25 protein-coding genes and 1 pseudogene are annotated in these 23,376 nt (G+C 67.6%); 13 read left to right on the plus strand and 13 right to left on the minus strand.

Annotated features, from left to right (window positions below):
• Positions 1–146 precede the first annotated feature (146 nt).
• Positions 147–1,148: a hypothetical protein gene (locus EV646_RS18800; RefSeq protein ID WP_132150252.1), complete on the plus strand. Its 1,002-nt coding sequence runs from the start codon at positions 147–149 to the stop codon at positions 1,146–1,148.
• A 4-nt stretch (positions 1,149–1,152) separates the two neighbouring features.
• Here EV646_RS18800 and EV646_RS18805 read toward each other — a convergent pair whose 3' ends face one another.
• Positions 1,153–1,797, minus strand: coding sequence for a TetR/AcrR family transcriptional regulator (locus EV646_RS18805; protein WP_132150254.1), 645 nt, complete (start codon positions 1,795–1,797; stop codon positions 1,153–1,155).
• Between the two features lie 145 nt (positions 1,798–1,942).
• Between EV646_RS18805 and EV646_RS18810 the strand changes: the two genes are divergently transcribed.
• Positions 1,943–2,800: an alpha/beta fold hydrolase gene (locus EV646_RS18810; protein WP_132150256.1), complete on the plus strand. Its 858-nt coding sequence runs from the start codon at positions 1,943–1,945 to the stop codon at positions 2,798–2,800.
• A 94-nt stretch (positions 2,801–2,894) separates the two neighbouring features.
• On the opposite strand, the gene EV646_RS18815 is transcribed toward EV646_RS18810, so the two are convergent.
• Positions 2,895–3,086, minus strand: a complete 192-nt coding sequence (locus EV646_RS18815) for a hypothetical protein (protein ID WP_132150258.1) — start codon at positions 3,084–3,086, stop codon at positions 2,895–2,897.
• Between the two features lie 66 nt (positions 3,087–3,152).
• Positions 3,153–3,641, minus strand: a complete 489-nt coding sequence (locus EV646_RS18820) for a DUF2505 domain-containing protein (RefSeq protein WP_132150260.1) — start codon at positions 3,639–3,641, stop codon at positions 3,153–3,155.
• Positions 3,642–3,744: 103 nt separating this feature from the next.
• Here EV646_RS18820 and EV646_RS18825 point away from each other — a divergent pair, with 103 nt between their 5' ends.
• Both EV646_RS18825 and EV646_RS40120 read left to right on the plus strand, forming a co-directional pair.
• Positions 3,745–5,541 carry a heparinase II/III family protein gene (locus EV646_RS18825; RefSeq protein ID WP_241996156.1) on the plus strand — a complete coding sequence of 599 codons (1,797 nt, stop codon included), beginning with the start codon at positions 3,745–3,747 and terminating at the stop codon, positions 5,539–5,541.
• Positions 5,538–6,578: pseudogene (locus EV646_RS40120) on the plus strand (DUF2264 domain-containing protein); the annotation flags it as partial. The gene EV646_RS18825 and the pseudogene EV646_RS40120, both read left to right, overlap by 4 nt.
• Before the next feature lie 706 nt (positions 6,579–7,284).
• Here the strand turns inward: EV646_RS40120 and EV646_RS40125 are convergent.
• Positions 7,285–8,496: a substrate-binding domain-containing protein gene (locus EV646_RS40125; RefSeq protein WP_241996157.1), complete on the minus strand. Its 1,212-nt coding sequence runs from the start codon at positions 8,494–8,496 to the stop codon at positions 7,285–7,287.
• Between the two features lie 142 nt (positions 8,497–8,638).
• On the opposite strand from EV646_RS40125, the gene EV646_RS18840 reads away from it, so the two are divergent.
• From EV646_RS18840 to EV646_RS18860, 5 genes are read left to right on the plus strand one after another with little or no spacing between them, the layout of a single operon-like run.
• Positions 8,639–9,640, plus strand: a complete 1,002-nt coding sequence (locus EV646_RS18840) for a hydroxyacid dehydrogenase (protein ID WP_132150266.1) — start codon at positions 8,639–8,641, stop codon at positions 9,638–9,640.
• A gap of 12 nt (positions 9,641–9,652) precedes the next feature.
• On the plus strand, positions 9,653–10,939 hold the full coding sequence (locus tag EV646_RS18845; RefSeq protein WP_241996158.1) for an ABC transporter substrate-binding protein: 1,287 nt from the start codon (positions 9,653–9,655) through the stop codon (positions 10,937–10,939).
• Between the two features lie 5 nt (positions 10,940–10,944).
• Entirely contained in the window at positions 10,945–11,895 is a 951-nt protein-coding gene (locus tag EV646_RS18850) for a carbohydrate ABC transporter permease (RefSeq protein ID WP_241996159.1), read from the plus strand.
• A complete protein-coding gene (locus EV646_RS18855; protein WP_132150268.1) occupies positions 11,892–12,704 on the plus strand; it encodes a carbohydrate ABC transporter permease in 813 nt (270 codons plus the stop codon). Before EV646_RS18850 ends, EV646_RS18855 begins: the two co-directional genes overlap by 4 nt.
• Positions 12,704–13,330 carry a hypothetical protein gene (locus EV646_RS18860; protein WP_132150270.1) on the plus strand — a complete coding sequence of 209 codons (627 nt, stop codon included), beginning with the start codon at positions 12,704–12,706 and terminating at the stop codon, positions 13,328–13,330. Before EV646_RS18855 ends, EV646_RS18860 begins: the two co-directional genes overlap by 1 nt.
• On the opposite strand, the gene EV646_RS18865 is transcribed toward EV646_RS18860, so the two are convergent.
• From EV646_RS18865 to EV646_RS18880, 4 genes are all read right to left on the minus strand, one after another.
• Positions 13,293–13,982 carry a DedA family protein gene (locus EV646_RS18865; protein WP_199237054.1) on the minus strand — a complete coding sequence of 230 codons (690 nt, stop codon included), beginning with the start codon at positions 13,980–13,982 and terminating at the stop codon, positions 13,293–13,295. The two genes, EV646_RS18860 and EV646_RS18865, sit on opposite strands and share 38 nt — an antisense overlap.
• Positions 13,983–13,986: 4 nt before the next feature.
• Complete coding sequence (locus EV646_RS18870; RefSeq protein ID WP_132150272.1) at positions 13,987–15,021, minus strand: ArsR/SmtB family transcription factor; 1,035 nt, start codon at positions 15,019–15,021, stop codon at positions 13,987–13,989.
• A gap of 62 nt (positions 15,022–15,083) precedes the next feature.
• Positions 15,084–15,473: a hypothetical protein gene (locus EV646_RS18875; RefSeq protein ID WP_132150274.1), complete on the minus strand. Its 390-nt coding sequence runs from the start codon at positions 15,471–15,473 to the stop codon at positions 15,084–15,086.
• A 24-nt stretch (positions 15,474–15,497) separates the two neighbouring features.
• Positions 15,498–15,959 (minus strand): hypothetical protein, encoded by a 462-nt coding sequence (locus EV646_RS18880; RefSeq protein WP_132150276.1) that lies wholly within the window; start codon positions 15,957–15,959, stop codon positions 15,498–15,500.
• A gap of 80 nt (positions 15,960–16,039) precedes the next feature.
• On the opposite strand from EV646_RS18880, the gene EV646_RS18885 reads away from it, so the two are divergent.
• The 4 genes from EV646_RS18885 (at position 16,040) to EV646_RS18900 (ending at position 19,568) form a co-directional block, all read left to right on the plus strand.
• On the plus strand, positions 16,040–16,861 hold the full coding sequence (locus EV646_RS18885) for a tryptophan 2,3-dioxygenase (protein WP_132150278.1): 822 nt from the start codon (positions 16,040–16,042) through the stop codon (positions 16,859–16,861).
• Positions 16,862–16,940: 79 nt separating this feature from the next.
• On the plus strand, positions 16,941–17,546 hold the full coding sequence (locus tag EV646_RS18890; protein WP_132150280.1) for a hypothetical protein: 606 nt from the start codon (positions 16,941–16,943) through the stop codon (positions 17,544–17,546).
• Positions 17,547–17,571: 25 nt separating this feature from the next.
• The gene (locus EV646_RS18895) at positions 17,572–18,261 is read left to right on the plus strand and encodes a response regulator transcription factor (protein ID WP_132150282.1); all 690 of its coding nucleotides are present in this window, start codon (positions 17,572–17,574) and stop codon (positions 18,259–18,261) included.
• Positions 18,262–18,263: 2 nt separating this feature from the next.
• Complete coding sequence (locus tag EV646_RS18900) at positions 18,264–19,568, plus strand: sensor histidine kinase (protein WP_132150284.1); 1,305 nt, start codon at positions 18,264–18,266, stop codon at positions 19,566–19,568.
• Here the strand turns inward: EV646_RS18900 and EV646_RS39375 are convergent.
• The 5 genes from EV646_RS39375 to EV646_RS18920 all read right to left on the minus strand — a co-directional run bounded on the left by EV646_RS39375 (position 19,565) and on the right by EV646_RS18920 (position 23,376).
• Positions 19,565–19,774 carry a hypothetical protein gene (locus tag EV646_RS39375; protein ID WP_199237055.1) on the minus strand — a complete coding sequence of 70 codons (210 nt, stop codon included), beginning with the start codon at positions 19,772–19,774 and terminating at the stop codon, positions 19,565–19,567. The two genes, EV646_RS18900 and EV646_RS39375, sit on opposite strands and share 4 nt — an antisense overlap.
• Positions 19,750–20,433: an ABC transporter permease gene (locus tag EV646_RS18905; protein ID WP_199237056.1), complete on the minus strand. Its 684-nt coding sequence runs from the start codon at positions 20,431–20,433 to the stop codon at positions 19,750–19,752. Before EV646_RS18905 ends, EV646_RS39375 begins: the two co-directional genes overlap by 25 nt.
• Complete coding sequence (locus EV646_RS18910) at positions 20,430–21,353, minus strand: ABC transporter ATP-binding protein (protein WP_132150286.1); 924 nt, start codon at positions 21,351–21,353, stop codon at positions 20,430–20,432. The genes EV646_RS18905 and EV646_RS18910 overlap by 4 nt, the downstream gene beginning before the upstream one ends.
• An 83-nt stretch (positions 21,354–21,436) precedes the next feature.
• Complete coding sequence (locus EV646_RS18915) at positions 21,437–22,099, minus strand: response regulator transcription factor (RefSeq protein WP_132150287.1); 663 nt, start codon at positions 22,097–22,099, stop codon at positions 21,437–21,439.
• Positions 22,096–23,376, minus strand: coding sequence for a sensor histidine kinase (locus EV646_RS18920; protein ID WP_132150289.1), 1,281 nt, complete (start codon positions 23,374–23,376; stop codon positions 22,096–22,098). Before EV646_RS18920 ends, EV646_RS18915 begins: the two co-directional genes overlap by 4 nt.

A 23,376-nucleotide genomic window follows, 5' to 3' on the forward strand; every position in this document is an offset into this window, starting at 1 on the left:
GAGGGCTGAGAAAAAGCTCAGGGATCGTCGGGGTTTTCCCGGGAATCGGCGTTGGTGGGAGTAAGGCGAGGCTGCTCGGTCGTTTCCCGGGTATGCATGAGACCGATTTGCACCTGGAGCCCAATGAAGCGTCTGACCTGTGCCGTGTGTTCGGGGCGGAGGTACTGAGCCGGCACGGGTGGGATCGGGCGTTCGTGACGGTGCTGGACGAGGCGACGGCTGAGGATGCGCTGGCCTTACTCGTCCATGCTGCCGGCGCGCCGCTTGACGAGGGGTGGGCGGCTCGGCGAGTACTCGCGGATGCCGGCCCGAACACCGGCAAGACCGAGGACGCCGAAGCCTGCGCCTCGCGCGACGGCTACGTCTACCTCGTCGGTTCGCAGTTCGGGAAGAAGCGGGGACCGCTCGCGGCCAAGCGGTCCTGGATCGCGCGTGTCCGTGAGGAGTCGCTCGTTGACGGTGAGCCGGCGGACCTGGAGGTCGTACGGCTGCGGTTCGGGTTGCATCGGGCAATCAATGACGCCTTGGCGGACGTCGAACTGCTGCCGGTCGGAGCGTTGGGCCAGCAGGCGTACGTCGATGCCTCCATCGCCATCGGCCGGCAGAAGGCCAAGCGCTGGGACGGAACCATCCATCCGACGGACCACCCGGTCAACATCGAGGCGGCCGAGTTCCGCGCGAACGGCCGGTTGCTGCTAGGACTGCGATACCCGGTGAGCGCCGATGGGCATCCGCTCCTGGTCGAGCTCGACAACGTGGACGAGCTGTTCGACGACCCCAACGCCGTACCGCGGTGCGGAAACGTCTGGGTGCTCGGCGATGCCGGCAGTGTCGAGGCGCCGGCCGGCCTGCGCGGTCTCGACACCCGAGGCGGCGACCATTTCGACGCCGTCATCGGTGACCTCGATGCCTCCGGCAAGTCGGCCACCGTACTCGCGGACCACCCGGAAGGCGCCCTCGCAGCCTCCGAGCACGTCCGTTTCGAGCTCCCCACGGACACCGCCGGTGGCGTCGTCAGCACCAAGGTCATTCACCACTTCGGCGACATCCGCCGGGTCGAAGGCGTCGCCGTGGACCACGACGGACACGCCCACTACGTCATCGACGAGGAAGGCCACGTGGCCCTACGGAACCTCGTGTTCGACTGAGGTCTCAGGTGGTGAGGCCGCGGCGGACCGTGATGTAGAAGGTGGTCAGGTCGTCGATGAGGGTTTCGATCTGGTCCTTGTTCGTGAGGTTGGCGTCGAGGAGCCAGTCGGAGATGAGGTCGAAGAGGCCGCCGACGAGGCCGATGGCGACGCCGTGGCGTACTGCCCGCTGGTCCGCGGCGTCCGGGCCGGTGGGCGGTCCGTCGTACCGTTCCCACAGTTGTTCGAGGAAGCCGGCCGCCCAGCGGCGGTTGGTGCGGCGCTGCCGCTCGACCGCGTCGGAGATGCCGGCCGCCATCCCGAACGTCACCTTGGCGACCTTCGGGTCGTCGAGCAGCGCGTGCGCGAACGCGTTGAGCAACATCGGCGCGTCCTGCCGTTCGTTGCCCTGGGCCCGCGCGGCGAGGCCCGCCATCTGCTCCTCCAGCCGCTCGGAGGTCCGCGCGAGCAGGGCGACGTAGCATTCCTCGCGGCCGTTGAACAGCTCGTAGAAACTCTTGGTCCCGATGTACGCCGTCGTGCAGATCTGCTCGATCGACGTACCGAGATAGCCGTTGGCGGCGAACAGCTTGAGGGCTGCGTCGAGCAGTTGCTCGCGGCGCTCTGCCTTGCGTTGTTCGGCGTCCAGTCCCCGTATGGTCCGACTCATGCGCCGGACCTTACCCGTTGCGACGGGATCGTAACCAGTTCGACTGGTTCTCGACATGAGCACTTGTTAACAACCCGTCGACATGCTCAACTGACACCGATCGTGATCCGCCCGTCACCGAACGGTACAGCCAGGGGGAGCCCTGATGCCAAATCTGATCCGCCGGGCCGCTGCGACTCTGCTCGCGGCTGCCCTGCTCACCGCCACCGCCACGGCAGCCACCGCGGCGCCCTCGTCCGGCTTCGACGACTGGTCCTGCAAACCGTCGGCCGCGCATCCGCGGCCGATCGTCTTGCTGCACGGTCTGGGCGGCAACGGCCCGGGCAACTACTCGTATCTCGGGCCCTACCTGAAGGCGAAGGGGTACTGCGCTTTCACGCTGACCTACGGCCTGGCGACGCCGTCGATCCCGGTCGGCGGGACGGTCTCGATCGCGCAGTCGTCGGAGGAGATCGAGGCATTCGTGCAGCGTGTCCGGCAGACGACCGGCGCCGCCAAGGTCGACATCGTCGGGCATTCCGAGGGCGCCTTCCAGAGCATCTACGGCCCGAAGGTTCGCGGGTACGCCGATCAGGTGGGCACGGTGGTCGCATTGGCACCGCCGACCCACGGTACGACGTTCGGCGGGTTGGTGAGTGTCGGTGACTACCTGGGGCTGCGGCCGCTGGTCGATCAGGTACTGCGCGAGTACGGCTGCCGGGCCTGCGACGAGCTGATCGTCGGCGGCTCGGCGGTGGACAAGCTGACAACCGGCCCGATCGCGCAGCCTGGTGTGAGCTACACCGTGATCGCGTCCCGCTTCGACGCGCTGGTGACGCCACACGAGACGTCGTTCATCCGCGAGTCCGGGGTGACGAACAAGTTTGTTCAGGACGTCTGCCCACTGGACCCAGTTGGTCATGTCGGCCTGGCCTTCGACCCGACGGTCGCCCAGCTGGTCGCGAACGCGCTCGACCCTGCCCACGCCTTGCAGCTGGTGTGCGGCTTCGGCCCGCCGCTCTAGTCCCCGCGACTGAAGCCACCGTGCTCCGGGGGAGGTTGGCCCGCCACTGAGGCCACCGTGCTCTGGGGAGCTGGGTTGGTGGGCGACATGTTGGTCAAGCGGTCTGGTGGAGCTCCTGGAGTGGGGGATCGATCAGCAGGGCGGAGCCGCACTTCACGCAGATCCACTCGGCCGGCTCGTCGATCAGGTGGTCGGCGGCGTCGATTGGTTCGAACGGCATCACCTCGGCACAGAAGACGCAGTACTGCGATTCCTCGGCGAGCTCGATGCGTTGAGACAGCTTCATGACTGGCTCACCTCCGATTTCAGGTTCGCACCGGAGGTGAGCCGGTCAGCGTAGCGACACCCGGTCTCAGTGGGTCCAATCCCGGCCGAGTTCGTGCTCCTTCTGCAGGCCGGCGCGGATCGCGTCGACCACGAACGGCTCGATCTTCTTGCCGATCAGCGGGACGTTGACCTTCACGTCCAGGTCGATCGCCTGCACCGTGGCCGATGCGAACGGGGTGATGCTCGCGGTGCCCTTCAGGGTGACCGGGGTGTTGCTGATCTCGCCCTTGACGTCGGCGTCCCGCGACCCGTCCGGTTTGGCCGGGTGCCAGGTCTCGGTCTGGACGACGGTCAGCGTCTCGCCGACGAACTTGCGCGCGATGTCCGGTACGTCCTTCGACGGCATCTCGCGCTGGACCCGGACGACCGTGTCGCCGCCGGACTCGGTCACCTGGACGTCGTACGCCAGCGCCTTGGTCTTCTCGCAGGCCTGTTCGCGGAAGGTGGCGTCGGTGACGATCGCGAACACTTCCTCCGGGGTGGCGTCGTACGACGCCGACAACTTCAGTTCCATGCCGGACATCATGGCATTACCCGTCGGTCACGAAACCCCGCCGACCTGGACCGGCCAAGATTGTCAGCTTGTCTGGGCAAGCGCTTGCCATAGAGTGGGCCGGGTGGGGTTGAAGAATCAGTGGGCGGCTGTTGGCGCCGAGGAACGTCAGCGGGCCGTCGCGGAGGCGCGCGCACGGGTGGGCGTGCCGGACCTTCAAAACCGGGAGGTGTGGGATCACCGCGATCCCGCAGCTGTCGCAGCGATCCTCAACGAGGCAGCAGCGGATCGGGCTAAGCCGTGGCCGCACACGCTGCTCTCCGAGTACGCGCGTTACTGGCGCGATGGGGTGCGCACGGCGTACGAGGATCCGGCAGGTGAGGTACGGCGTCGTACGCGGACGGCTGTGCTGGCTGCGGTGCTCACGCAGGAACATGTCGATGAAGCGGCGGATGGGTTGCTGTTGTTGTGTGAGCAGACCACCTGGTGCTGGGCTGCACACGAGTCCTTCGCGACGGCGAGACATGAAGTGCTGGGAGATCCGGATGAGCCGTACCTGGATCTGGGCGCGGCGGAGACGGCGGAGATTCTGGCGTGGGCCGATCTGGTGCTGGGGCCGGCGCTGGATGAGCGGGTGCCGGGGTCGCGCAGGCGGATGCGGCGGGAGGTCCGGCAGCGGGTGATCCAGCCGTTCCTGACCGACCGGCGGTGGCATTGGCTGGGGCTCGACGGGCACCTGCACAACTGGAATCCGTGGATCCACGGTCACGTACTCACAGCCGCCCTGTTCCTCGAAAGCGACGCGGTAGAAGTCGTCGACCTCGTCGTCGACGGCCTCGACCGCTATCTCAACGCTATGCCGGCCGACGGCGGCTGCGACGAGGGCTACGCCTACTGGTGGAACGGCCCGGCCCGCCTGGCCGAGGCCATCGAGCTCCTCGACCGCATCACGGACGGCGCCTTGGACCCATGGTCCTGTCCGCCGCTCGACGAGCTGGCCCGGTATCCACAGCGAATGGCCCTCGGCGACGGCTGGTATGTCAACGTCGGCGACGGTCCCGCCCGCCCAGACCCCAACCAGCCTTGGCACGTGCTCCACCGCTGGGGACGCCGCCACCAGGACTCCGACGTCATGGCACATGCAGCCGCCCACCGCGACCAGCCGATCGCACCAGCCTCGGGGCTCGGGCGTGCACTCGTCGGCCTGACCGACGACACCTGGTGGAACGCCGCCAAGGCCGAGCTCCCACTCCCGAGGTCGACCTGGCTGCCGGACGTACAACTCCTCGTCGCCCGCAACGACAGCGGCCTGACCCTCGCGATCAAGGGCGGTCACAACGACGAGAACCACAATCACAACGACGTCGGCTCGTTCATCGCGGCGCTCGACTCCACGCCAGTGCTGATCGACCTCGGTCAGCCGACGTACACAGCGCTCTCGTTCTCGGACCGCCGCTATGAACAATGGGTGGTCCGAAGCGACTGGCACAACCTCCCGCTGATCGATGGCCACGAACAGCCACCTGGGTCCCAGTACCGCGCGACGGACCTGAAGGTAAACAACAACTCTCTGTCTCTCCAGCTGTCACACGCCTATCCGCACGCGCCCGACTACCGGCGTACGGCGGCCTTGGAAGACGTGATCACGGTCGCCGACGAGTGGACAGGCGATCACCAGATCGAACAACACTTCGTCATCGCCGGTACGCCGGTCTCGCTCGACCCACACGAGTTCGTGGTGGAAACCCTCGCCGGTGCCACGGCCCGAATCAGCTGGGACGCGGGCACCGGCCGGCTGGAGACGCGTGGTGTGGACGATCCCTTGCTGGAAAGCGTCTGGGGACCGGTTGTGCACCGGCTGATCATCGATACCGAAGGCAACTCGTTCCGCCTGACCGTCCGCAGAGGAGAGCGACCGTGAGAGAAGCGCCGTACACCGGCCTGACTCGGGAGACATGGGCGGCTACCGCCGACCGGCTGCTGCTCTCGCTGCGGCCGTTCGCTTCGCCCGATCACGCGCGCATCGACCTACCCGGACCGCCGAGCGCCTACGGACCCGACAGCGACTCGCTGGAGGCGTTCGCGCGATCCTTCCTGCTGGCGGCGATCCGGCTGCACGGGGACCAGGGCAAGGACACGCACAACTTCGCCGAGTGGTACGCCGACGGACTCCGTGCCGGCGTGCGATCCTGGCCGCGGCCGGATCAGCTCGGACAGGCGAAAGTGGAAGCCTGCTCTATCGCGCTCGGTCTGCACCTGAGCCGCCCCTGGCTCTGGGATAACCTCAACGACGAGGATCGCGAGCAGATCGTCGCCTGGCTTGCCACCGTCGTCGGCGCGGAGTACCCGCCGATCAACTGGGTGTGGTTCCAGATCGTGGTCGAGACGTTCCTCAAGTCCGTCGGCGGGCCGTGGTCGATCGACGACATCCAGAGCGGCCTCGCCGTGCACGAATCGCTCTACCGTGACCACGGCTGGTACGCCGACGGACCCGAGCGCGCCTTCGACCACTACAACGGCTGGGCGCTGCACGTCTATCCCTTGCTCTGGGCAACAATGGATCCGGGGCTCGCCAAACCGGAGCTCGTGAGCGCTTGGCGCGAGCGGCTCGCGCAGTACCTGCGAACCACCATCCATCTCATCGGCTCCAACGGCTCTCCGCTGGTCCAAGGCCGCAGCCTCACCTACCGCTTCGCCGCGGCCGCCCCACTCTGGATGGGTGCCATCACCGGCGCCACCGACGTATCACCCGGACAGCTCCGAAGGGCGGCGTCCGGAGTGCTCGCGCACTTCCTCGACCACGGCGTCCCCGACGAACGCGGTCTGCTGAACCTCGGCTGGTACGGCGAATGGCCGCGCATCGCCCAGTCGTACTCCGGCCCGGGATCGCCGTACTGGGCGGTGAAAGGCATGCTCGGGCTCATGCTCCCGGCGGACCACGCGGTCTGGACAGCGACGGAAGAGCCTCTGCCGGTGGAGACCGGCGACTTCACGCTGGAGGCGCCGGAGCCGGGCTGGCTGGTCAGCGGTACCAAGTACGACGGCGTCGTACGGATCGTCAACCACGGAACGGATCACTCGGTGCCAGGCGACGAGCGAGCTGATTCGCCGCTGTACGCGCGGCTGGCGTACTCGACTCACACCATGCCACCGATGGATCAAGCGGCCTGGTCCGGCGCGATCGAGAACAGCGTCGCGATCCTCCACCCCGAGCTCGGCCCGAGCCACCGCAACGGTTTCACCAGCGTCCGCACCGGCGTCTCGAAAGCAAAAGCTCACTGGGTACGCACGGACGAGGACAAGGGCCCCGAGCACGGTTCGGGCCGCGGCGGCAGCGTGGTCGAGGGACCGACACTAGTGATGGGCTCGCTGCTGCACGGCAGCCACGAAGTCCGCGCGGTCGTTGTCGAGGGCAAGCTCGAGCCGGAGTGGAAGCTCGAGATCAGCGGCTGGCCGTTGTCGGCGGCGGAACCGCCGACCGAGACCGTCGACGGACACAAGGTGCGGATCACGGCAGGTGGCCTGGTCTCGGTGGTTGCCGCGGACAACGGGTTCGAATGGGCCGAGGTACGTCGGCTCGACCAGGCGAGTGCCGTCGGCAACCACACCGCGATTCCCTGTATCCGCACGGTTCCCGAGACCGGCAAGATCTTTGTTGCCGTGATCACCCTGGGCGCCGCACCGGAACCCCTTCCGCATCTGACGATCGAACCGGCGGGTGTGCGCGCCGAGTGGTCGGGCGGCCGGGTGGACTATCTGCGGCTGGCTGATTCGCCGGCTGGAAGTGGGGGATCGACGAATCCCGGATGATCAGCTCGGGCGTGATCAGGATCCGCTGCGACGGGCGCCGCCGGCCCTCGATCAGCCGGGCCACCATCAACTCGACGGCGGTCCGGCCGACCATCGGTTTCGGTGGCCGGACCGCCGTCATCGCCGGTTCGGCCAGCTTGGCGACTTCGTCGTCGTAGGCAACGATCGCGAGGTCCTCCGGGATCGCCATGCCGCGCTCGACGCAGTACTGCGCGACCGACATCGCGTCCGGGTCCGAGTGGATGACGAGTGCCGTCGTACCCGCGGCACGGCAGCGATCGAGCAGTTGCGCGATGGTTTCGCGGTACCCGGGCTGCTGCATCCGGACCGACTCTCGCACCACCAGGTCCGGCGAGAGATCGAGGTCCGCACACACCAGTTCCCACCCGCGCTCGAGATGCGCCGACGTCGGACTGCCCTTGGACAGCACCAGGCCGATGCTGCGATGCCCATGCTCATGCAGATGCCGTACGGCGATCTCCAGGCCCAGCGCGTGATCGCTGCGAACCCATTCCAGCTGGTTCTTCGTCGGGGTCCATCGCGGCGGCTGCCGCTCGATCAGGATGACCGGCACCGGCAAGTTGCCGATCCACTCGATCATCTCGGGGACGCCGTCGCCGTCCAGGTTCGGCGCGAGCAGCAGGCCTTGTACCTGCTGACTCTCGATCAGCCGGGTGATCTGCCGCTGGTCCTCGGCCCAGTCGTACGTCGAACCCCGCAGGTTGATCTGGACCCCTTGAGCCGCGGCCGCGGATCGAGCGCCACCGACGATCGCCGGCCAGTAGTAGTCCAGCGACGGGACGACCATCCCGATGGTGAAGCGTGGTGCGGCTGTGCCACGGCGTCGTACCTGGGTCGCCGGGCCGAGGTCGGTCGGCAGCGTCGCACCGCCGTGGACCTTGGTGAGCAGGTTCTGCGATGCCAGCGCGGCGATGTCCCGGCGTACGGTGAGTTCGCTGACACCGAGCAAGGCGGCGAACTCGCGCACCCGGATCGACCCCTGCCGGCGTAACTCGTCCATCAGGCGTTCCTGCCGCTGCGGGCCGAACAACCGATCGTCGGTCACGAGAACCTCCGTTGTACGAATCTGAACGTTTGCGGTTGTTTGTGAACGACCAGTAGATGAGCTGATCGAAAAGGACATCTCATGTTCACATGACCGCAACGGTAACCGCTTGCCGACTGCTTCCGACAGAGTTGGCGCGTCGATGATCGGGCTTCTGGTGATGAGCGAGGAGTCCTTCGCGGCCCACTTCGATCAGGTGCGCCTCGACCGGCTCAAGACGCTCGTCACGCTGCCGGACCCGGTCCGGGTCGATGAGCTCGACTCCCCGGCGGCGCGTGAGCGGCTGGCCGAGGCCGAGGTGCTGATCACGTCGTGGGGTGTTCCGCAGCTTTCCGGCGCGAGGCTGGCGGCGGCGCCCAGGTTGCGAGCGGTCTTCCACGCGGCCGGCAGCGTCCGCGCGCTCGCCGCGGACGAGCTGTGGGAGCGCGACATCGTCGTCACCAGCGCCGCCGACGCGAACGCGATCCCGGTCGCCGAGTACACCCTGGCGGCGATCATCTTCGCCGGGAAGAAGGCGCCGTTCCTCGCCGCCGACGCGAGTACGGCATACCGCGGCTGGGGCCACCCGGACGGCTTCGGCGACCTGTCGAACTTCCGCCGGTCGATCGGCATCGTCGGCTTCTCCCGCACCGGTCGCCGGGTGGTCGAGCTGCTGCGGACCCTCGACGGCCCGACCGTACTGGTCGCCGATCCGTACGCCGACGCGGCCGCTGTCGCCGCGGCCGGTGCGAAGCTGGTCGACCTCGACGAGCTGCTGCCGCAGGTCGACGTACTGTCGCTGCATGCTCCGGCGCTGCCGAGTACGCACCGGATGATCGGTACGGCGGAGCTCGCCAAGCTGCCGGATCACGCGACCGTGGTCAACACGGCCCGGGGGAGTCTGATCGACTCGTCCGCGCTGGCCGAGGAGTGCCGGTCCGGGCGGCTGTTCGCGATTCTCGACGTCACCGATCCGGAGCCGTTGCCGGCCGGTTCGGCGCTGCGCTCGGTGCCGAACGTGATGATCACCCCACATATCGCCGGTTCCCTCGGCTCCGAGATCCACCGGCTCACCGACCACGCCCTGGACGAGCTCACCCGCTGGCTGGCGGGCGAGCCCCTGCACGGCCTCATCACCGCAGAGACGTTTCCCCTGACCGCCTGAAGGAGAACAGTTGTGAAGCGACGCCCTTTATCCACTGTGGTATCGACCCTCGCCGCGACCGCCGCGGCGCTGGCCCTGCTGACCGCGTGCGGCGGCGGGTCGTCCGACAGTCAAGCCGCCGGCGGCAAGACGACCGTCAAGCTCGCGCTCTGGAACTACGCCACGACGCCGGAGTTCAAAGCCCTCATCGACGGCTTCGAGAAGGCCAACCCGGACATCCACGTCGAGCCGGTCGACATCCTGTCCGACGACTACAACGAGAAGCTCACCACCATGCTCGCCGGCGGTGACAGCACCGACATCCTGACGATGAAGAACGTCATCGGCTACGCGCAGTACGCCAACCGCGGCCAGCTCCTCCCGCTCACCGACGAGGCGAGCAAGCTCGACCCGGCCAAGCAGTCCGGCCTCGACGCCTACAAGATCGAGGACAAGTACTTCGCCCTGCCGTACCGCCAGGACTTCTGGGTCCTCTACTACAACAAGACCCTGCTGAAGCAGGCCGGCGTACCGGAGAGCAAGCTCGAGAACCTCACCTGGTCGGACTACGCCGCCCTCGCCAAGAGCCTGACCAAGGGCGACGGCGGTTCCAAGGTGTACGGCGCCTATCAGCACACCTGGAGGTCAGTCGTACAAGCCACCGCGGCGGCTCAGAGCGGCGGGGACCTGCTCGGCGGCGACTACGGCTTCTTCAAGGACCAGTACCAGATGACGCTCGACCTACAGAAGGCCGGCGCACTGTTGCCCTGGGCAACTGCATCCACCCAGAAGGTCACCTACAACTCGATGTTCTCCACCGGCAAGGCCGCCCTGATGCCGATGGGGACTTGGTACGCCGCCACGTTGCTGGCCGACACCAAGTCCGGCAAGACAAAGGTGGACTGGGGTGTTGCTCCACTGCCGCAGCGTCAAGCCGATGGCAAGGTGACCACCTTCGGCTCGCCGACCGCCTTCGCGGTGAACAAGAACTCCAAGCACGCCGACGCGGCGAAGAAGTTCGTCGCCTGGGCGGCCAGTGAGGAAGGCGCCACCACGATCGCCAAGGCCGGCGTCACGCCGTCGCTGCAGAGCCAGACGATTCTCGACACCTACTTCGCGCTCCCCGGCGTACCGCAGGACGCGGTGGCGAAGAAGGCGTTCAAGCCCGACCAGGTGGTGCTGGAGATGCCGGTCACCGACAAGACCGCCGACGTGGACACGATCCTGACCGAGGAGCACGAGCTGATCATGACCGGCGAGAAGTCGCTCGACGCCGGCCTGGCCGAGATGTCCAAGCGGGTCAAGAACGAGGTCGGCTGATCGTTGTGACCAGCACAACCGTCGCGCCGGCGCAGGCGCCTTCACAGCCCCCCTCGAAGGCAGGGCCGAAGGCGCCGTCGCCGGCGAGGAGGAGGTGGCGGAGCATCCGGCTCGGCTGGAGCTTCATCCTGCCGAACTTCCTCGGCTTCGCCACCCTGACCCTGATCCCGGTGCTCGCGTCGCTGGCATTGTCGTTCCTGGACTGGGATTCCTACAGCACGCCGAAGTGGGTCGGGCTGGCCAACGTCGACCGGATGATCCACAACGAGACGTTCTGGACCGCCCTGCGCAACACCGCGTACTACGCCCTCGGCCACGTGCCACTGACGTTGTGCGCGGCGCTGGGCTTCGCCGTACTGCTGAACCAGAAACTGCGCGGGGTCTCGTTCTTCCGGACCGCGCTGTTCTTCCCCTACATCACCTCGCTGGTAGCGGTGGCGGTGGTGTGGAACATGCTGCTCAGCCCGGACGTCGGCCCGGTGAACCAGTTGCTACGGGCAATCGGGATCGACCACCCGCCGGGGTGGACCACGTCGACCACGTGGGCGATGCCGGCGGTCATCCTGGCCAGCGTCTGGCGTGACCTCGGGTACTACATGATCCTTTATCTGGCCGGGTTGCAGACGATCCCGGGGGAGTTGTACGAAGCGGCGCAGGTGGACGGTGCGAGTGCCTGGCAACGGTTCTGGAGCATCACGGTGCCGTCGTTGCGTCCGACAACGTTCTTCGTGCTGATCATGCTGACCATCTCGAGTTTCAAGGTGTTCGACCTGATCCAGGTGATGACCGAAGGCGGTCCGGGCCGCTCGACGCTGGTGCTGTCCCAGGTGATCTTCCGCGAAGGCATCACCCAGGGCCGGTTCGGCTATTCGTCGGCGGTGTCGATGGTGCTGTTCGTCATCGTCTTGACGATCACGCTGGTGCAGTTCCGCCTGCAGCGAAGGAGCGAGCGATGAACGTACGACGTGGAGTCGCGTACGGGTTGCTCGTCGTACTGTCGATCGCCGTACTGGTGCCGTTCGCATGGATGGTGTCGTCGTCGCTGAAGCTGGACAACGAGGTGTTCAGCGTGCCGGTCCGGTGGATCCCGGCGGAGTTCCACTGGGACAACTTCACCAAGATCTGGGCGCGCATCCCGCTGCTGACGTACCTGCGCAACTCGGTGTTCCTGAGCTTGAGCATCACCGCGTTGCAGGTGCTGACCGGGAGCTTCGCGGCGTACGGGTTCGCCAAGGTGCGGTTCCCCGGCCGGGACGCGTTGTTCCTGGCGTACATCGCGACGATCGCGGTGCCGTGGCAGGCGTACATGGTGCCGCAGTACATCATCATGCAGAAGGCGGGACTGGTGAACACACACCTGTCGCTGATCCTGCTGCAGGCGTTCAGCGCGTTCGGCGTCTTCCTGATGCGGCAGTACTACCTGACCATCCCGGACGAGCTGAGCGAGGCGGCCCGGCTCGACGGGCTGAGTGAGTACGGCATCTGGGCGCGGATCATCCTGCCGCTCTCGAAGCCGGCGCTGGCGAGCCTCGCGCTGCTGACCTTCGTGAACACTTGGAACGACTACATGGGCCCGTTCATCTACCTGACCGATAACAAGCTGTGGACGATCCAGCTCGGCCTGCGCTCGTTCGTCGGCTTGTACGACGCAGAGTTCGCCATGATCATGACCGGCTCGGTGCTGTCGGTGCTGCCGATCCTGGTGATCTTCCTGCTCGGCCAGAAGTACTTCGTCCGCGGCATCGCCACGAGTGGGCTGAAATGATGGGGTCGCCACTCGCCCGGGTCAACGTCCGCGCCGACGCCTGGGACCTGATCTGGTCCTTCGCCCACCGCGTCCTGGTCGTCAACCTCGGCCTCGCCGCCGCCACCTCACCCCTCCTCCTCGCGCTCGCCGTAGTCTCCGACCCACTCGGCTATCCGGTGTTCTTCGGCGTACTCGCGGCAGTCGTCATCGGACCCGCAGTCGCCGCGGGGTTCGCCTATCTCGACGACCAGGGCTCGTTCTTCCGCAGCTACAAGCGTCTCGCCCCGCGCGCTCTCCTGCTCTCGACGCTGACTCTTGCCGCCGTCGGAGTGCTCGCCGCCGACATCGCCGTCCTCCACAACTCGATGCCGGGTGCCGCCCTGGTCCCGCTGCTTGCCGTCCTCGGGATCCTTGCCTTGAGCATCGGTTTGACCATGCTCGCCAATCCGGACACCCCGCTGCGCACGGCGATCTATGCGACCGTACGCCGACCACACCTCACCCTGCTGAGTCTCGCCGTACTGGCCGCGGCCGTTGTCATCGTCAACCAAGTCCCGCTGGCCGGTCTGGCGACCGTACCGGGCTGTGCGTTGTGGGTCGTCCAGATCAACGGCCGGATTCAGCTGGCCGGATCCACCGCTTGACCAGGGGGATGAGGACGGCGATGCCGATCATCGACAGACTCACGACAGACGCGTACTTGTCGACGAGCAGAACAATGTCCACGGCCCGCTGACCGCTCCAGTACCCGAGGGCCGCAATCAGACCGGTCATAACCAGGGCGCCGCAGAAGTCCAGCAGGAGGAAGACAGTCAGTCGCATCCCAGCCCAGCCGGCCATCGCGTACACGACCGCGGTGGGCACCCCCGGAAGTACGGCGACCAGGACGGCGACCCGCAAAACCCACGGAGGGAGCTCAGTAGCGCGCCCGGCGAAGCGCAGCACGCGCTCGCTGGTGGTGAACATCTTGATGATGCCCTCGCCCCACCGCCGGCCCGTCCACCAGGTGAGCCAGTCGAACTTGACCATGCCGGCCGCACCGGCGAGGACGACCAGCCACAGTGGAGCTTCCCCGATCCGGGCGAACGCAGCCGCGGCGCCGATCGCCACGAGATCGCCGGTCAGGAACGCGAGGGCGACCGGATGTGACGCGACCAGGAACGGCTTGAGCGGTCGCAGCGCCAGCCCAACCGCGACGACGGCGAGAATCGCGCCCAGCAGCGCCAGGTCGACCCGGGTAGCGCGGCCCTGCCAAGGTACGAAGCGACGCCATGCAGTCCTGGTTTGCTCGGACACCTCCTCATGCCTCCAGCAACGAGTCGCCAACCGGCGTACGGCGATAGACCACTCTGTTTCCACGTCGGGTGCGTCCGACCAGGCCCGCCCGCAGCAGGACCTGAAGGTGATACGACACCGTTGGAGCGCTCCACGGCAGCCGGCTGCTCAACTCCTTCGTCGACTGGTGCTCGCCGAGTTCGGTCAGCAGCACCGCGCGCGTGTCGCCCAGCAGATCAGCCAGTGCGCGGTTAGGCACCTGGACGTCACGCTGCCAGAGACGGCCAATGCCGTTCGATCGGTACACAACGGCTGGTTGCTCCGGGCACTTCACCGTGAACTGCACCGGCCCGACATGCGTCGAGGTCGGGATCATCAGTACGCCGTCGTCGGCCCAGTCGACGGTGACGTCGTACGGGCGATCCAGGACGATTCCGCTGCCGTCCCACACCATTCCGCGGCCGAGGTCGTTCAGCATGGCGACGGCTCCGCGGGAGGCGAGGAGGTCGCTCTTCCGGCGTACGTCGTCCCCGAGGACCGCTGTGGTGCGGCTCCAGTCCGGCTCGATGGCGAGCTCGAAGAAGAGCTGCAGAGCCTTGGCCGCGGCAACCGCCACGGCCTCCGGACCTTCGGCGATCACTCGCTCGAGCGCATCGGGCGCTGGACGACGCCACCTCAGGTAGGTGTCCTCGTCGCCGAACAGAGCCACGACGTCCTCGCGGACAGGCCGTCCATGCAGGCCGATGTCGAGTTGGCGCTCGATGTCGTCGGCGGACGTCCGGGCGATGATCCGGGCCTGTTCCTCGATCGTCGCCACGGGTCGCGCGGGTGGCGGAGTCAGGAAGTCCGGGGCGTAGTCGTGGTCGGCCGGTACCAGCGCCTCCAGCAGAGCCAGTTCGCCGGCCGGCATCAATGCGCGTGCACGCGCGTACCAGGTCCTCGCGTGGCGGGCGGGATGCGCGTCGCGGAGGCGAACTGTGCTGACCACTTCTTGCGCGGGTGAGATGGCGAAGCGCGATCGACCGAGCTGGTCCGCGGTCATCGTGAGGTGAATCGCCATCACTGCAGTATGCCCAGCGGCGACCGAACTGGGAGCAGATTCGAGGAGGTTCGAATCCAGGCTCAGTCGTTGATCCAGCTCCAGACACTGGTAGTGGGCGCGACGCCGGCCAGTTCGAAGCCTTCCAGTACTCGGTGCTGGTTGCCTTTCAGAGCGAGACGATCGCCGAGGACGCCCTCGCGGACCAGGGTTTGCAGTGCTTCGACCAGTCGATCTGCCGCGGATCCGGCCGCGTCCTTGGCATAGAAGTCGGCTAGGGCGTCCAGGGCGTCGTACGGGGCGTGGACGCTGTAGCCGTACTCGCGGCCGGGGTCGTCGCCCAGCGGGCCGTAGTCGTAGAACTCGGTAAACGTGATCCCGCGCTCGCCGCCCTCGGGGTCGAGGGTCAGCGTCAGGGTGAAGATGCAGCCGTCGTCCCGCTGAACCCGCAGCAGTGTCTCCCGTTGGGCCATGCCCTGCAAGTTACCCAGTATCGATCAGGAGGTCAGCAACGAAGTGAGGATGCTGCTCGCGATGAGAACGGTGACGGTGATCGCCAGGAGGCGGGCGCGGTGGTTGCGCCGGCGGACCGTGGTGGCGTCGAGGTGCATGGAGCAGGGGTTGAAGTCCAGCGCGTCGGAGGGTGCGAAGAGTCCGGCCAGCCGGCCCAACGCCGTACGACGGCTTGCCTGCTCAGCAGCCTCCTGGACGACGCGATTGCGCATGAACTCACGGAGTCCGCTCGCCGGATAAGACGCGTCGGGCGGGAGAGCACGCTGTACGACGGCGTGCGCCGCGGCCACCCGCCGCTGCCTGCTGATCGAAGGCGGGAGGATCAGATAGGCCAGGTGCACCAGCGACGGGTAGTCGTCGAGCAGCAACGCCTCGACCTGCGGTTCTTCACGCGTGGGCCCCTGAATCGGTCCCGGGACCAGCGGGCTTCGGACCGTGGCGGACATACAACTCCTCGAATCGGCGTACCCAACCCTCAACGACCGAATCGCTGACCGGTCACGGAGTGTCGGATACTCTCGGCCTCATGAGCACTGGTGACGGGGTGGCCGGGCGGTGGGACGGGGTCGACGTTCACTTCGGTGAGGAGGGCGGCCGGCTCACCTACGGGAGCTATCTGCGGCTGGCCGAGCTGCTCGATCAGCAGCGGCTGGAGTCGGATCCGCCGGCGCATGACGAGCTGCTGTTCATCACCATCCATCAGGTCTACGAGTTGTGGTTCAAACAAGTGCTTCACGAGCTGACCGCCTCCCGGGACGCGATGCTGTCCGGTGAGCTGTGGCTGGCCGAGCATCTGCTCCGCCGGGTGCACACGATCGAGCGCACGCTGACCCAGCAGGTCGACATCCTGGAGACGATGACACCGCAGGACTTCGGCGAGTTCCGGCACCGGCTGTCGCCGGCCAGTGGGTTCCAGTCGGTGCAGTTCCGCGAGATCGAGTTCCTGTCCGGGGCGAAGGATCCGTCGTTCGTCAAGCGGTTCCGCGGCCTGACCGACGCGGAGAAGCTCCGCCTCGAGCAGCGCCTGCAGGAGCCGACGCTGTGGGACGCGTTCCTCGTCGTACTGGCGAAGGCGGGCTTCGCCACCGACGCCGAGGACGACATCCGCGACGCCCTCCGCAAGGTGGCCGGCGACCGCGGTCACTACGCCGCCGTCTGGGAGATCGCCGAGGCGCTGCTCCAGCACGACGAGCTCGCCGCCGCCTGGCGCGCCCGTCATGTCGTCATGGTCGAGCGCATGATCGGCACCAAGCCCGGCACCGGCGGCTCGTCCGGCGCCGGCTACCTCCGCAGCCGCCTCGACCTCCGCTACTACCCCCTCCTCTGGGACCTCCGTACGGCGCTCTGACCGCCGTACTGCTGCTTTCCGGAAACGAATGTGCACGGAGGGGCAGTGATGTTCCGGAAAGATCGCTAGTGTCACGCCGGTGAAGCTCTACTCCGATGTGGGTCGGCAGCGGTTTTGGCAGGTCGTGGGCGATCTGATGCTGGTGGGCTGGATTTGGCTCTGTGTGGAGCTTGGGCTGCTGGTGTTCCGGATCACCAACGCGTTGGGCGCGCCGGGGCGGAAGGCGGCTGAGGCCGGGGATGGGCTGGCGGGCGATCTGCGCCGGCTGGCGGAGCCGATCGGAAAGGTCCCAGCAGTCGGGGATCAGCTGCGGTCGCCGGTCGACGGCGCCGCGGCGGCCGCAGGGAAGCTGGCGGAGGCAGGGCGGGATCAAGCGCACGCGGTGGAGCAGTTGGCGTACGTGCTGGCCAGTGTGACGATCGGGCTGCCGGTGCTGTTCGCGTTGCTGATCTGGCTGCCGCGACGGATCCGGTTCTCGCGGCGGGCGACGGCTGCGCAGAAGTTCATCGACAGCGCCGCGGATCTCGACCTGTTCGCGCTCCGGGCGATGGCGAACCAGCCCATGCACCGGCTCGCGAAGATCTCCGACGACCCCGTCAAGGCCTGGCGCGAAGGCGACACCGCAGTCATCACCAGACTGGCCGACCTGGAGCTTCGTAGTACCGGCCTGAAAGCGCCTTCGTAAGGGGCCTCCAGCTACCCTCATCAGCATGGTGCGGGTGTTGCTGGTCGAGGACGACGATGCGATCCGGACGTCGCTGGGTAAGTCCCTGACGGCGGCCGGCCACGTCGTCACGGCTGTCGCCGCCGGAGCCGAGGGCGTCGCCATGGTCGCGCGGGACCGGCCGGACGTGCTGCTCCTCGACCTCGGCCTGCCCGACCTCGACGGTCACGACGTGCTCGCGATGGTACGCGCGGTCAGCGACGTACCGGTGATCGTGGCAACGGCTCGCGACGACGACGCGAGCGTGGTCAAGCTGCTCGACGCCGGCGCCGACGACTACGTGATCAAGCCGTTCAGCTCGGCCCAGATCGACGCCCGGATCCGTGCGGTACTGCGGCGGCTCGGCCAGGACCAGCAGGGCGAGTCGTCGCTCGACCTGGGCGCGCTCCGGATCGATCCGCGCAGTCGCGAGGTCACCGTCGACGGCGCGTCCGTCGACCTGACCCGCAAGGAGTTCGACCTCCTGCTCGCGCTGGCGCGCCGTCCCGGAGCAGTCATCACCAAACGCGAGCTGCTGGCCGAGGTCTGGGGCCTGCCGTGGGGCGGTGGCGACCGTACGGTCGACGTTCACCTGTCGTGGCTGCGCCGCAAGCTCGGCGAGACGGCGGCCGATCCCCGCTTCCTGCACAGCGTTCGCGGCGTCGGGGTCAAGCTGGCCGCGCCCGAGGGTAGCTGATCGTGCGCCGCCGCATCCTGCTGTTGTCGGTCGGCATGACCACCTTGGTCGTGCTGGCGTTCGCCGTACCACTGATCATCCTGCTCCGGAGCAATACCGCCTCCGATGCCAAGGAACGGGCCCGCTACACCGCCGAGACGGTCGCGTACTACATCGGCGACCAGAGCCGCACGGCCGACGACATCACGGCATACATCGACGAGGTGACCAAGGACCAATTCGGACGCGTCTCGGTCCGGTTCGCCGACGGTACGACGCTCGGCGACCCGCCACCGGGTGGTGTGACCGCGCCCAAACCGATGCCGAGCGAATACGGCGACGGCGATGACGACGACAAAGGCCCGCCGAAGGTCGGCGACGCCGCCTACCGCGACGTCAGCGGCGGTACGGCGGTCGAGGTCGAAGTCGGCACCAAGGACGGCCCTGCGTCGATCTGCATGTACCTCACCGCCGACGAGGTGTACGACGGACTCGGCCCACGACTGCTCATCCTGATCGGCGGCAGCCTGCTCGTCCTGCTGCTCAGCATCGCCGGCGCCGAGCTGGTCTCCCGCCGCCTGGCCCGCCCACTGGAGCAAACAGCCGGTACGGCGGAACGCCTTGCAGCCGGCGACATGGACGCCCGGGCACCAACGACCGGTCCAGTCGAAGTAGCCAAGGTCGGTGCCGCGCTCAACGGTCTAGCCGACCGCATCGACGAAGTGATCGCCGTCGAACGCGAGGCAGTCGCGGACCTCTCTCACCGCCTCCGTACGCCGCTGACCGCACTCCGGCTGCAGGTCGAGGCGCTGCCCGACCGCGAGAGCGCCGAGGAACTCAACACCCAGGTGACCAGCCTGGAACGGACCCTGACCGCGGTGATCAGCGCGGCCCGGCGGCCGCAACGCGAAGGACGCGTGCCGCACGCCGACGCCGTCGAGGTGACCCGCGCCCGAGCCGCCTTCTGGGAACCGCTGTTCGAGGACCAGGGCCGCGAGCTCACCCTCGATCTCCCGGCTCCGCCGGCGATGGTCCGCGCCTCGGCCGAGGACCTTGGAGCGGCTCTGGATGCCTTGGTCGAGAACGTCGTCGCCCACACTCCCGACGGCACCCCGGCCCGGATCTCGCTGACGCGACTCGGCACCGGCGTACGGATCGTGGTGGCCGACAAGGGCCCCGGCATCCCGCTCGGCGCCGGCGAACGCGGCCGCAGCGACCGTGGTTCCACCGGCCTAGGCCTCGACATCGCCCGCCGCTGCGCCGAAGCCGCCGGCGGCCACCTCACCATCCACAAGAACCAGGTCGTCCTGACGCTCGCAGCGCCTTAAGCGTCCCGGCGGCGGAGGAGCAGTGCCGCGGCTCCGAGAAGTACGACGACCCAGGCGGCGAGGACGGCTGCGCCGCTTCCGGCGGAGAGCATCCCGTCGGGTGGAGTCACCGACGTGAACGAGGACGCGGCGTTCGACGGCAGATACGGCAGGATCTTGTCTTCCCAACTCGAGGGCAGGATCAGCTGGAGCAGTCCGGGACCCACCAGCAATAAGGCGAAGAGGGCGCCGATCGCGCCGGCAGCGTGCGCAGGAGTGCGGCGATCGCGAGTCCCATCAGAGTGACGGCGGCCAGGTAAACGCCAGTGCCGAACACCGCTCGGAGTACTCCGTCGTCCGAAAGCGAGGCATTCGCGCCGTCACCAAGGATCTGCTGTGCGACCAGGAAGGCAACCAGCGCCGAGGCGGTCGACACGATCAGGCTGACGGCGCCGATGACCAGCGCCTTGGCCCACAGCACCGGCAACCGGCGCGGTACGGCTGCGAGCGTCGCCCGGATCATTCCGCTGGAGTATTCACCGGAGATCAGCAGCACGCCGAGGATGCCGAGGATGATCTGGGCGAGCATGGCGCCGCTGAGGCTGATGCTGGTGGGGTCGGTGCTGTCGGGTCCGCCACCGGGTCCACCGGGTGTGACCTCGCCCGAGGTGACCAGGGCAGCCAGGACGCCGAAGCCGATCAGGACAAGGACGGCGGTCGCGAGGGTGATCCAGGACGATCGCAGCGTGGCGAACTTGTACCACTCGGACCGCGTGACCCGGCTGAAGGTGACGCGGAGCCGGCTCGCGGTCTCGGGATCACGCAGCCCGGCGACTTCGACGATGTCGTGGCGAGTGGGGATCGGGGTGTCGAGGGTTGCGCTCATCGTGCGCTCGCTTCCAGGGTCGGTTGGTACTCGACGGAGTCGTGGGTCATCCGCATGAAGGCCTCTTCGAGCGAGACCTCCGTCGGGATCAGGGCGTGAATCGGGAGTCCGGCGGCCAGCGCGCGATCGCCGATCACGGCCGCCTCCAGACCGCTCACGGTCAGGTCGTTGCCACCGGCACCGGACTGGATGCTGACACCGTCGTCCAGGAGCAGGTCGGCGAGTTCCGTGGCCCGCGGCGAACGGACCTGTACGACGAGACCGGACGCGGCTCGCTGCATCTCGCTGACGGTGGTGTCGGCGATGAGCTTGCCCTTGCCGACGACAACCAGATGGTCGGCGACCAAGGCGATCTCGGAGATCAGGTGCGAGGAGATGAAGACCGTCCGGCCCTCGTCCGCCAGTGACTTGAGCAGTCCCCGGATCCACTGGATTCCCTCCGGATCCAGCCCGTTCACCGGCTCGTCGAGCATCACCACCTCGGGGTCGCCGAGCAAGGCCGCGGCGATGCCGAGCCGCTGGCCCATGCCGAGCGAGAAGGCGCCGGCACGTTTCTTGCCGACACTCGTCAGCCCGACCAGCGCGAGTACCTCGTCGATCCGCCGGCGCGGGATGCCGGTGGTCGCGGCGAGAGTGAGCAGGTGGTTGTAGGCGGACCGTCCGGGATGAATCGCTCGCGCCTCGAGCAGCGCTCCGACTTGATGCAGCGGTGCTGTGTGGTCGGCGTACGGGATGCCGTTGACGGTCACCATGCCGTGGTCGGGCCGGTCGAGGCCGACGATCATCCGCATGGTGGTGGACTTGCCGGCGCCGTTGGGTCCCAGGAACCCGGTCACGACTCCGGGCTTGACGGTGAAGCTCAGGTTGTCGACGGCAACTTTCTCGCCGTACGACTTGGTCACGTTCTCGACGGTGATCATCGATCGCCCCGGTATGTGCTGTTCATACCCACAACCGTGCCGGGAACGGCCGTCCGCGTCGTCGCCTGTCAGCTGTATCTCCGCTACTGCGGATGGAGTAATCCGGCGGAGTACGCGATCACGACGAGCTGGGCCCGGTCGTGTGCGTCGAGCTTCATCATGGTGCGGCTGATGTGCGTCTTGACCGTGTGCGGCGAGATGACGAAGTGCTCGGCGATCTCCTCGTTGGACTTGCCCTGTGCAACGAGTACGAGCGTCTCCCGCTCCCGCTCGGTCAATGCGTCCAGAGCCGGTACGACGGGCGCCGTACTGGCAGCTGGTTTCGCCAGGAAGCGTTCGATCAACGACCGGGTCGCGGCCGGCGAGAGCAGCGACTCGCCGCGGGCGATCACCCGGACCGCGTCGGCAACCGCCTCCGGCTCGGCGCCCTTGCCGAGGAATCCACTCGCGCCCGCCTGCAGCGCGGCGACGACGTACTCGTCGGTCTCGAACGTCGTCAGGACCAGCACCCGCACGTCCGCGTAGCGCGGATCCGCGCAGATCGCGCTGGTCGTCTCGATCCCGTCCATCTCCGGCATCCGGATGTCCATCAGTACGACGTCAGCCGGTGTGGCCGCCAGCCGAGTCAGCGCCTGCCGGCCGGAGGAGGCCTCACCGACGACCTCGATGTCGTCCTCGAGTTCGAGGATTCCGCGCAGGCCGACGCGGATGAGCGGCTGGTCGTCCACCAGCAGGACCCGGATCACGACTGGCCTCTGCGCGGATGGTTCGGGATCATGGCGTCGACGCGGAAGATGCCGTCCGCGTCGAGGCGGGTGGAAAGGGTTCCGCCACAGGCTTTCGCGCGTTCGTGCATCCCGATCAATCCTTGCCCGGTGCCACGTGACGGCCCGGAGTCCTGGTTGGTTGCGTTGCGGACCTCGATCCGGAGCTCCGATTCGTCGTACGCCAAGGTGAGGTCGGCCTGGTCGCCCCAGCCGTGCTTGGAGGCGTTCGTGAGCGACTCCTGGATGATCCGGAAAGCCGCGAGATCGCACGCGGCATCCATCGGTCGTGGTCGCCCTTCCCGGCGCAGCCGCACCTCGAAGCCGGTCGAGGCCATGGTCGCCAGCAGGTCGTCGAGGCGATCGAGTCCGGACGTCGGAGCCAATTCGACGTCGTCCCCACCGCCCGAGCGCAGTACGTGGAGCACTGTGCCGAGCTCCTCGAGGACGGTGTGGGCCGCGTCCTGTACGTGGGTCAGTGAGGAGTCGAGCATCTCAGGACTCCGTCCCTGGGCCTTGCGAGCCAGGCCCGCGTGAACGTTGATCACCGCGATGTGGTGAGCCACCACGTCGTGCAGCTCGCGCGCGATCCGGACCCGCTCCTCGGCGACCCGGGCCCGCGCCTCCTGCTCACGCGTCTCATCAGCCCGCCGCGCCCGGTCCGCGAGCGCCGCGACCAGGGCCCGATGCCCGCGCACAGCCCGACCCGACGCGAACGAGAACCCGGTCAGCACGACTCCGATGATCACCCGCGCATCGGTCGCCGGCCCGCGCGCACTCGCCCAGGTGAGGCAAAACAACATGATCGCCGTCACCGCCGCCGCGATCAGGGCGACGGTGCGGGTTTGCAAGGCTGCGACGCCGAACACCGCGACCTGCAACGCGAGCACCATGATCGGGTTCATCTGGTAGACGAGCACGGTCGTCAACGACCCGGCCAGCGTGATCGCCAGAGTCGCTACAGGCCACCGCGCCAGCACGCCGAGCGCCGTACCCACGGCCACTGCGACCGCGACCAGCGTGATCGCGGTCGAGGCATCGAGCCCCTCGTGCCGGACCCAGCCGAGCGTGCCCAGCGGCACGAGGGCCGCCGCGACGACCTTGCCGGCCAATGGAAAGCGCGGCGGACCCGAATCGACCCACCTGTCCGGATCAGTAGGACCGCCTGGGCGGGACGGAAGGAATGAGCGAACGTCCATGATCCCGTCCTTGCTGATGATCTCCGCAGTCTGGCACACGGCTCGGCCTACCGTCGTCAT

The organism is Kribbella antiqua (assembly GCF_004345665.1).
GTDB lineage: Bacteria > Actinomycetota > Actinomycetes > Propionibacteriales > Kribbellaceae > Kribbella > Kribbella antiqua.

Bases quoted from the DNA above. Each gene is read 5' to 3' on its own strand.
- EV646_RS18820 (WP_132150260.1), bottom strand. From the start codon at position 3,641: ATGGAACTGAAGTTGTCGGCGTCGTACGACGCCACCCCGGAGGAAGTG.
- EV646_RS18840 (WP_132150266.1), top strand. From the start codon at position 8,639: ATGATCGGGCTTCTGGTGATGAGCGAGGAGTCCTTCGCGGCCCACTTC.
- EV646_RS18910 (WP_132150286.1), bottom strand. From the start codon at position 21,353: ATGATCACCGTCGAGAACGTGACCAAGTCGTACGGCGAGAAAGTTGCC.
- EV646_RS18855 (WP_132150268.1), top strand. From the start codon at position 11,892: ATGAACGTACGACGTGGAGTCGCGTACGGGTTGCTCGTCGTACTGTCG.
- EV646_RS18920 (WP_132150289.1), bottom strand. From the start codon at position 23,376: ATGACGACGGTAGGCCGAGCCGTGTGCCAGACTGCGGAGATCATCAGC.
- EV646_RS18885 (WP_132150278.1), top strand. From the start codon at position 16,040: ATGAGCACTGGTGACGGGGTGGCCGGGCGGTGGGACGGGGTCGACGTT.
- EV646_RS18895 (WP_132150282.1), top strand. From the start codon at position 17,572: ATGGTGCGGGTGTTGCTGGTCGAGGACGACGATGCGATCCGGACGTCG.
- EV646_RS18860 (WP_132150270.1), top strand. From the start codon at position 12,704: ATGGGGTCGCCACTCGCCCGGGTCAACGTCCGCGCCGACGCCTGGGAC.
- EV646_RS18870 (WP_132150272.1), bottom strand. From the start codon at position 15,021: ATGGCGATTCACCTCACGATGACCGCGGACCAGCTCGGTCGATCGCGC.
- EV646_RS18815 (WP_132150258.1), bottom strand. From the start codon at position 3,086: ATGAAGCTGTCTCAACGCATCGAGCTCGCCGAGGAATCGCAGTACTGC.
- EV646_RS18905 (WP_199237056.1), bottom strand. From the start codon at position 20,433: ATGAGCGCAACCCTCGACACCCCGATCCCCACTCGCCACGACATCGTC.
- EV646_RS18875 (WP_132150274.1), bottom strand. From the start codon at position 15,473: ATGGCCCAACGGGAGACACTGCTGCGGGTTCAGCGGGACGACGGCTGC.
- EV646_RS18805 (WP_132150254.1), bottom strand. From the start codon at position 1,797: ATGAGTCGGACCATACGGGGACTGGACGCCGAACAACGCAAGGCAGAG.
- EV646_RS18810 (WP_132150256.1), top strand. From the start codon at position 1,943: ATGCCAAATCTGATCCGCCGGGCCGCTGCGACTCTGCTCGCGGCTGCC.
- EV646_RS18880 (WP_132150276.1), bottom strand. From the start codon at position 15,959: ATGTCCGCCACGGTCCGAAGCCCGCTGGTCCCGGGACCGATTCAGGGG.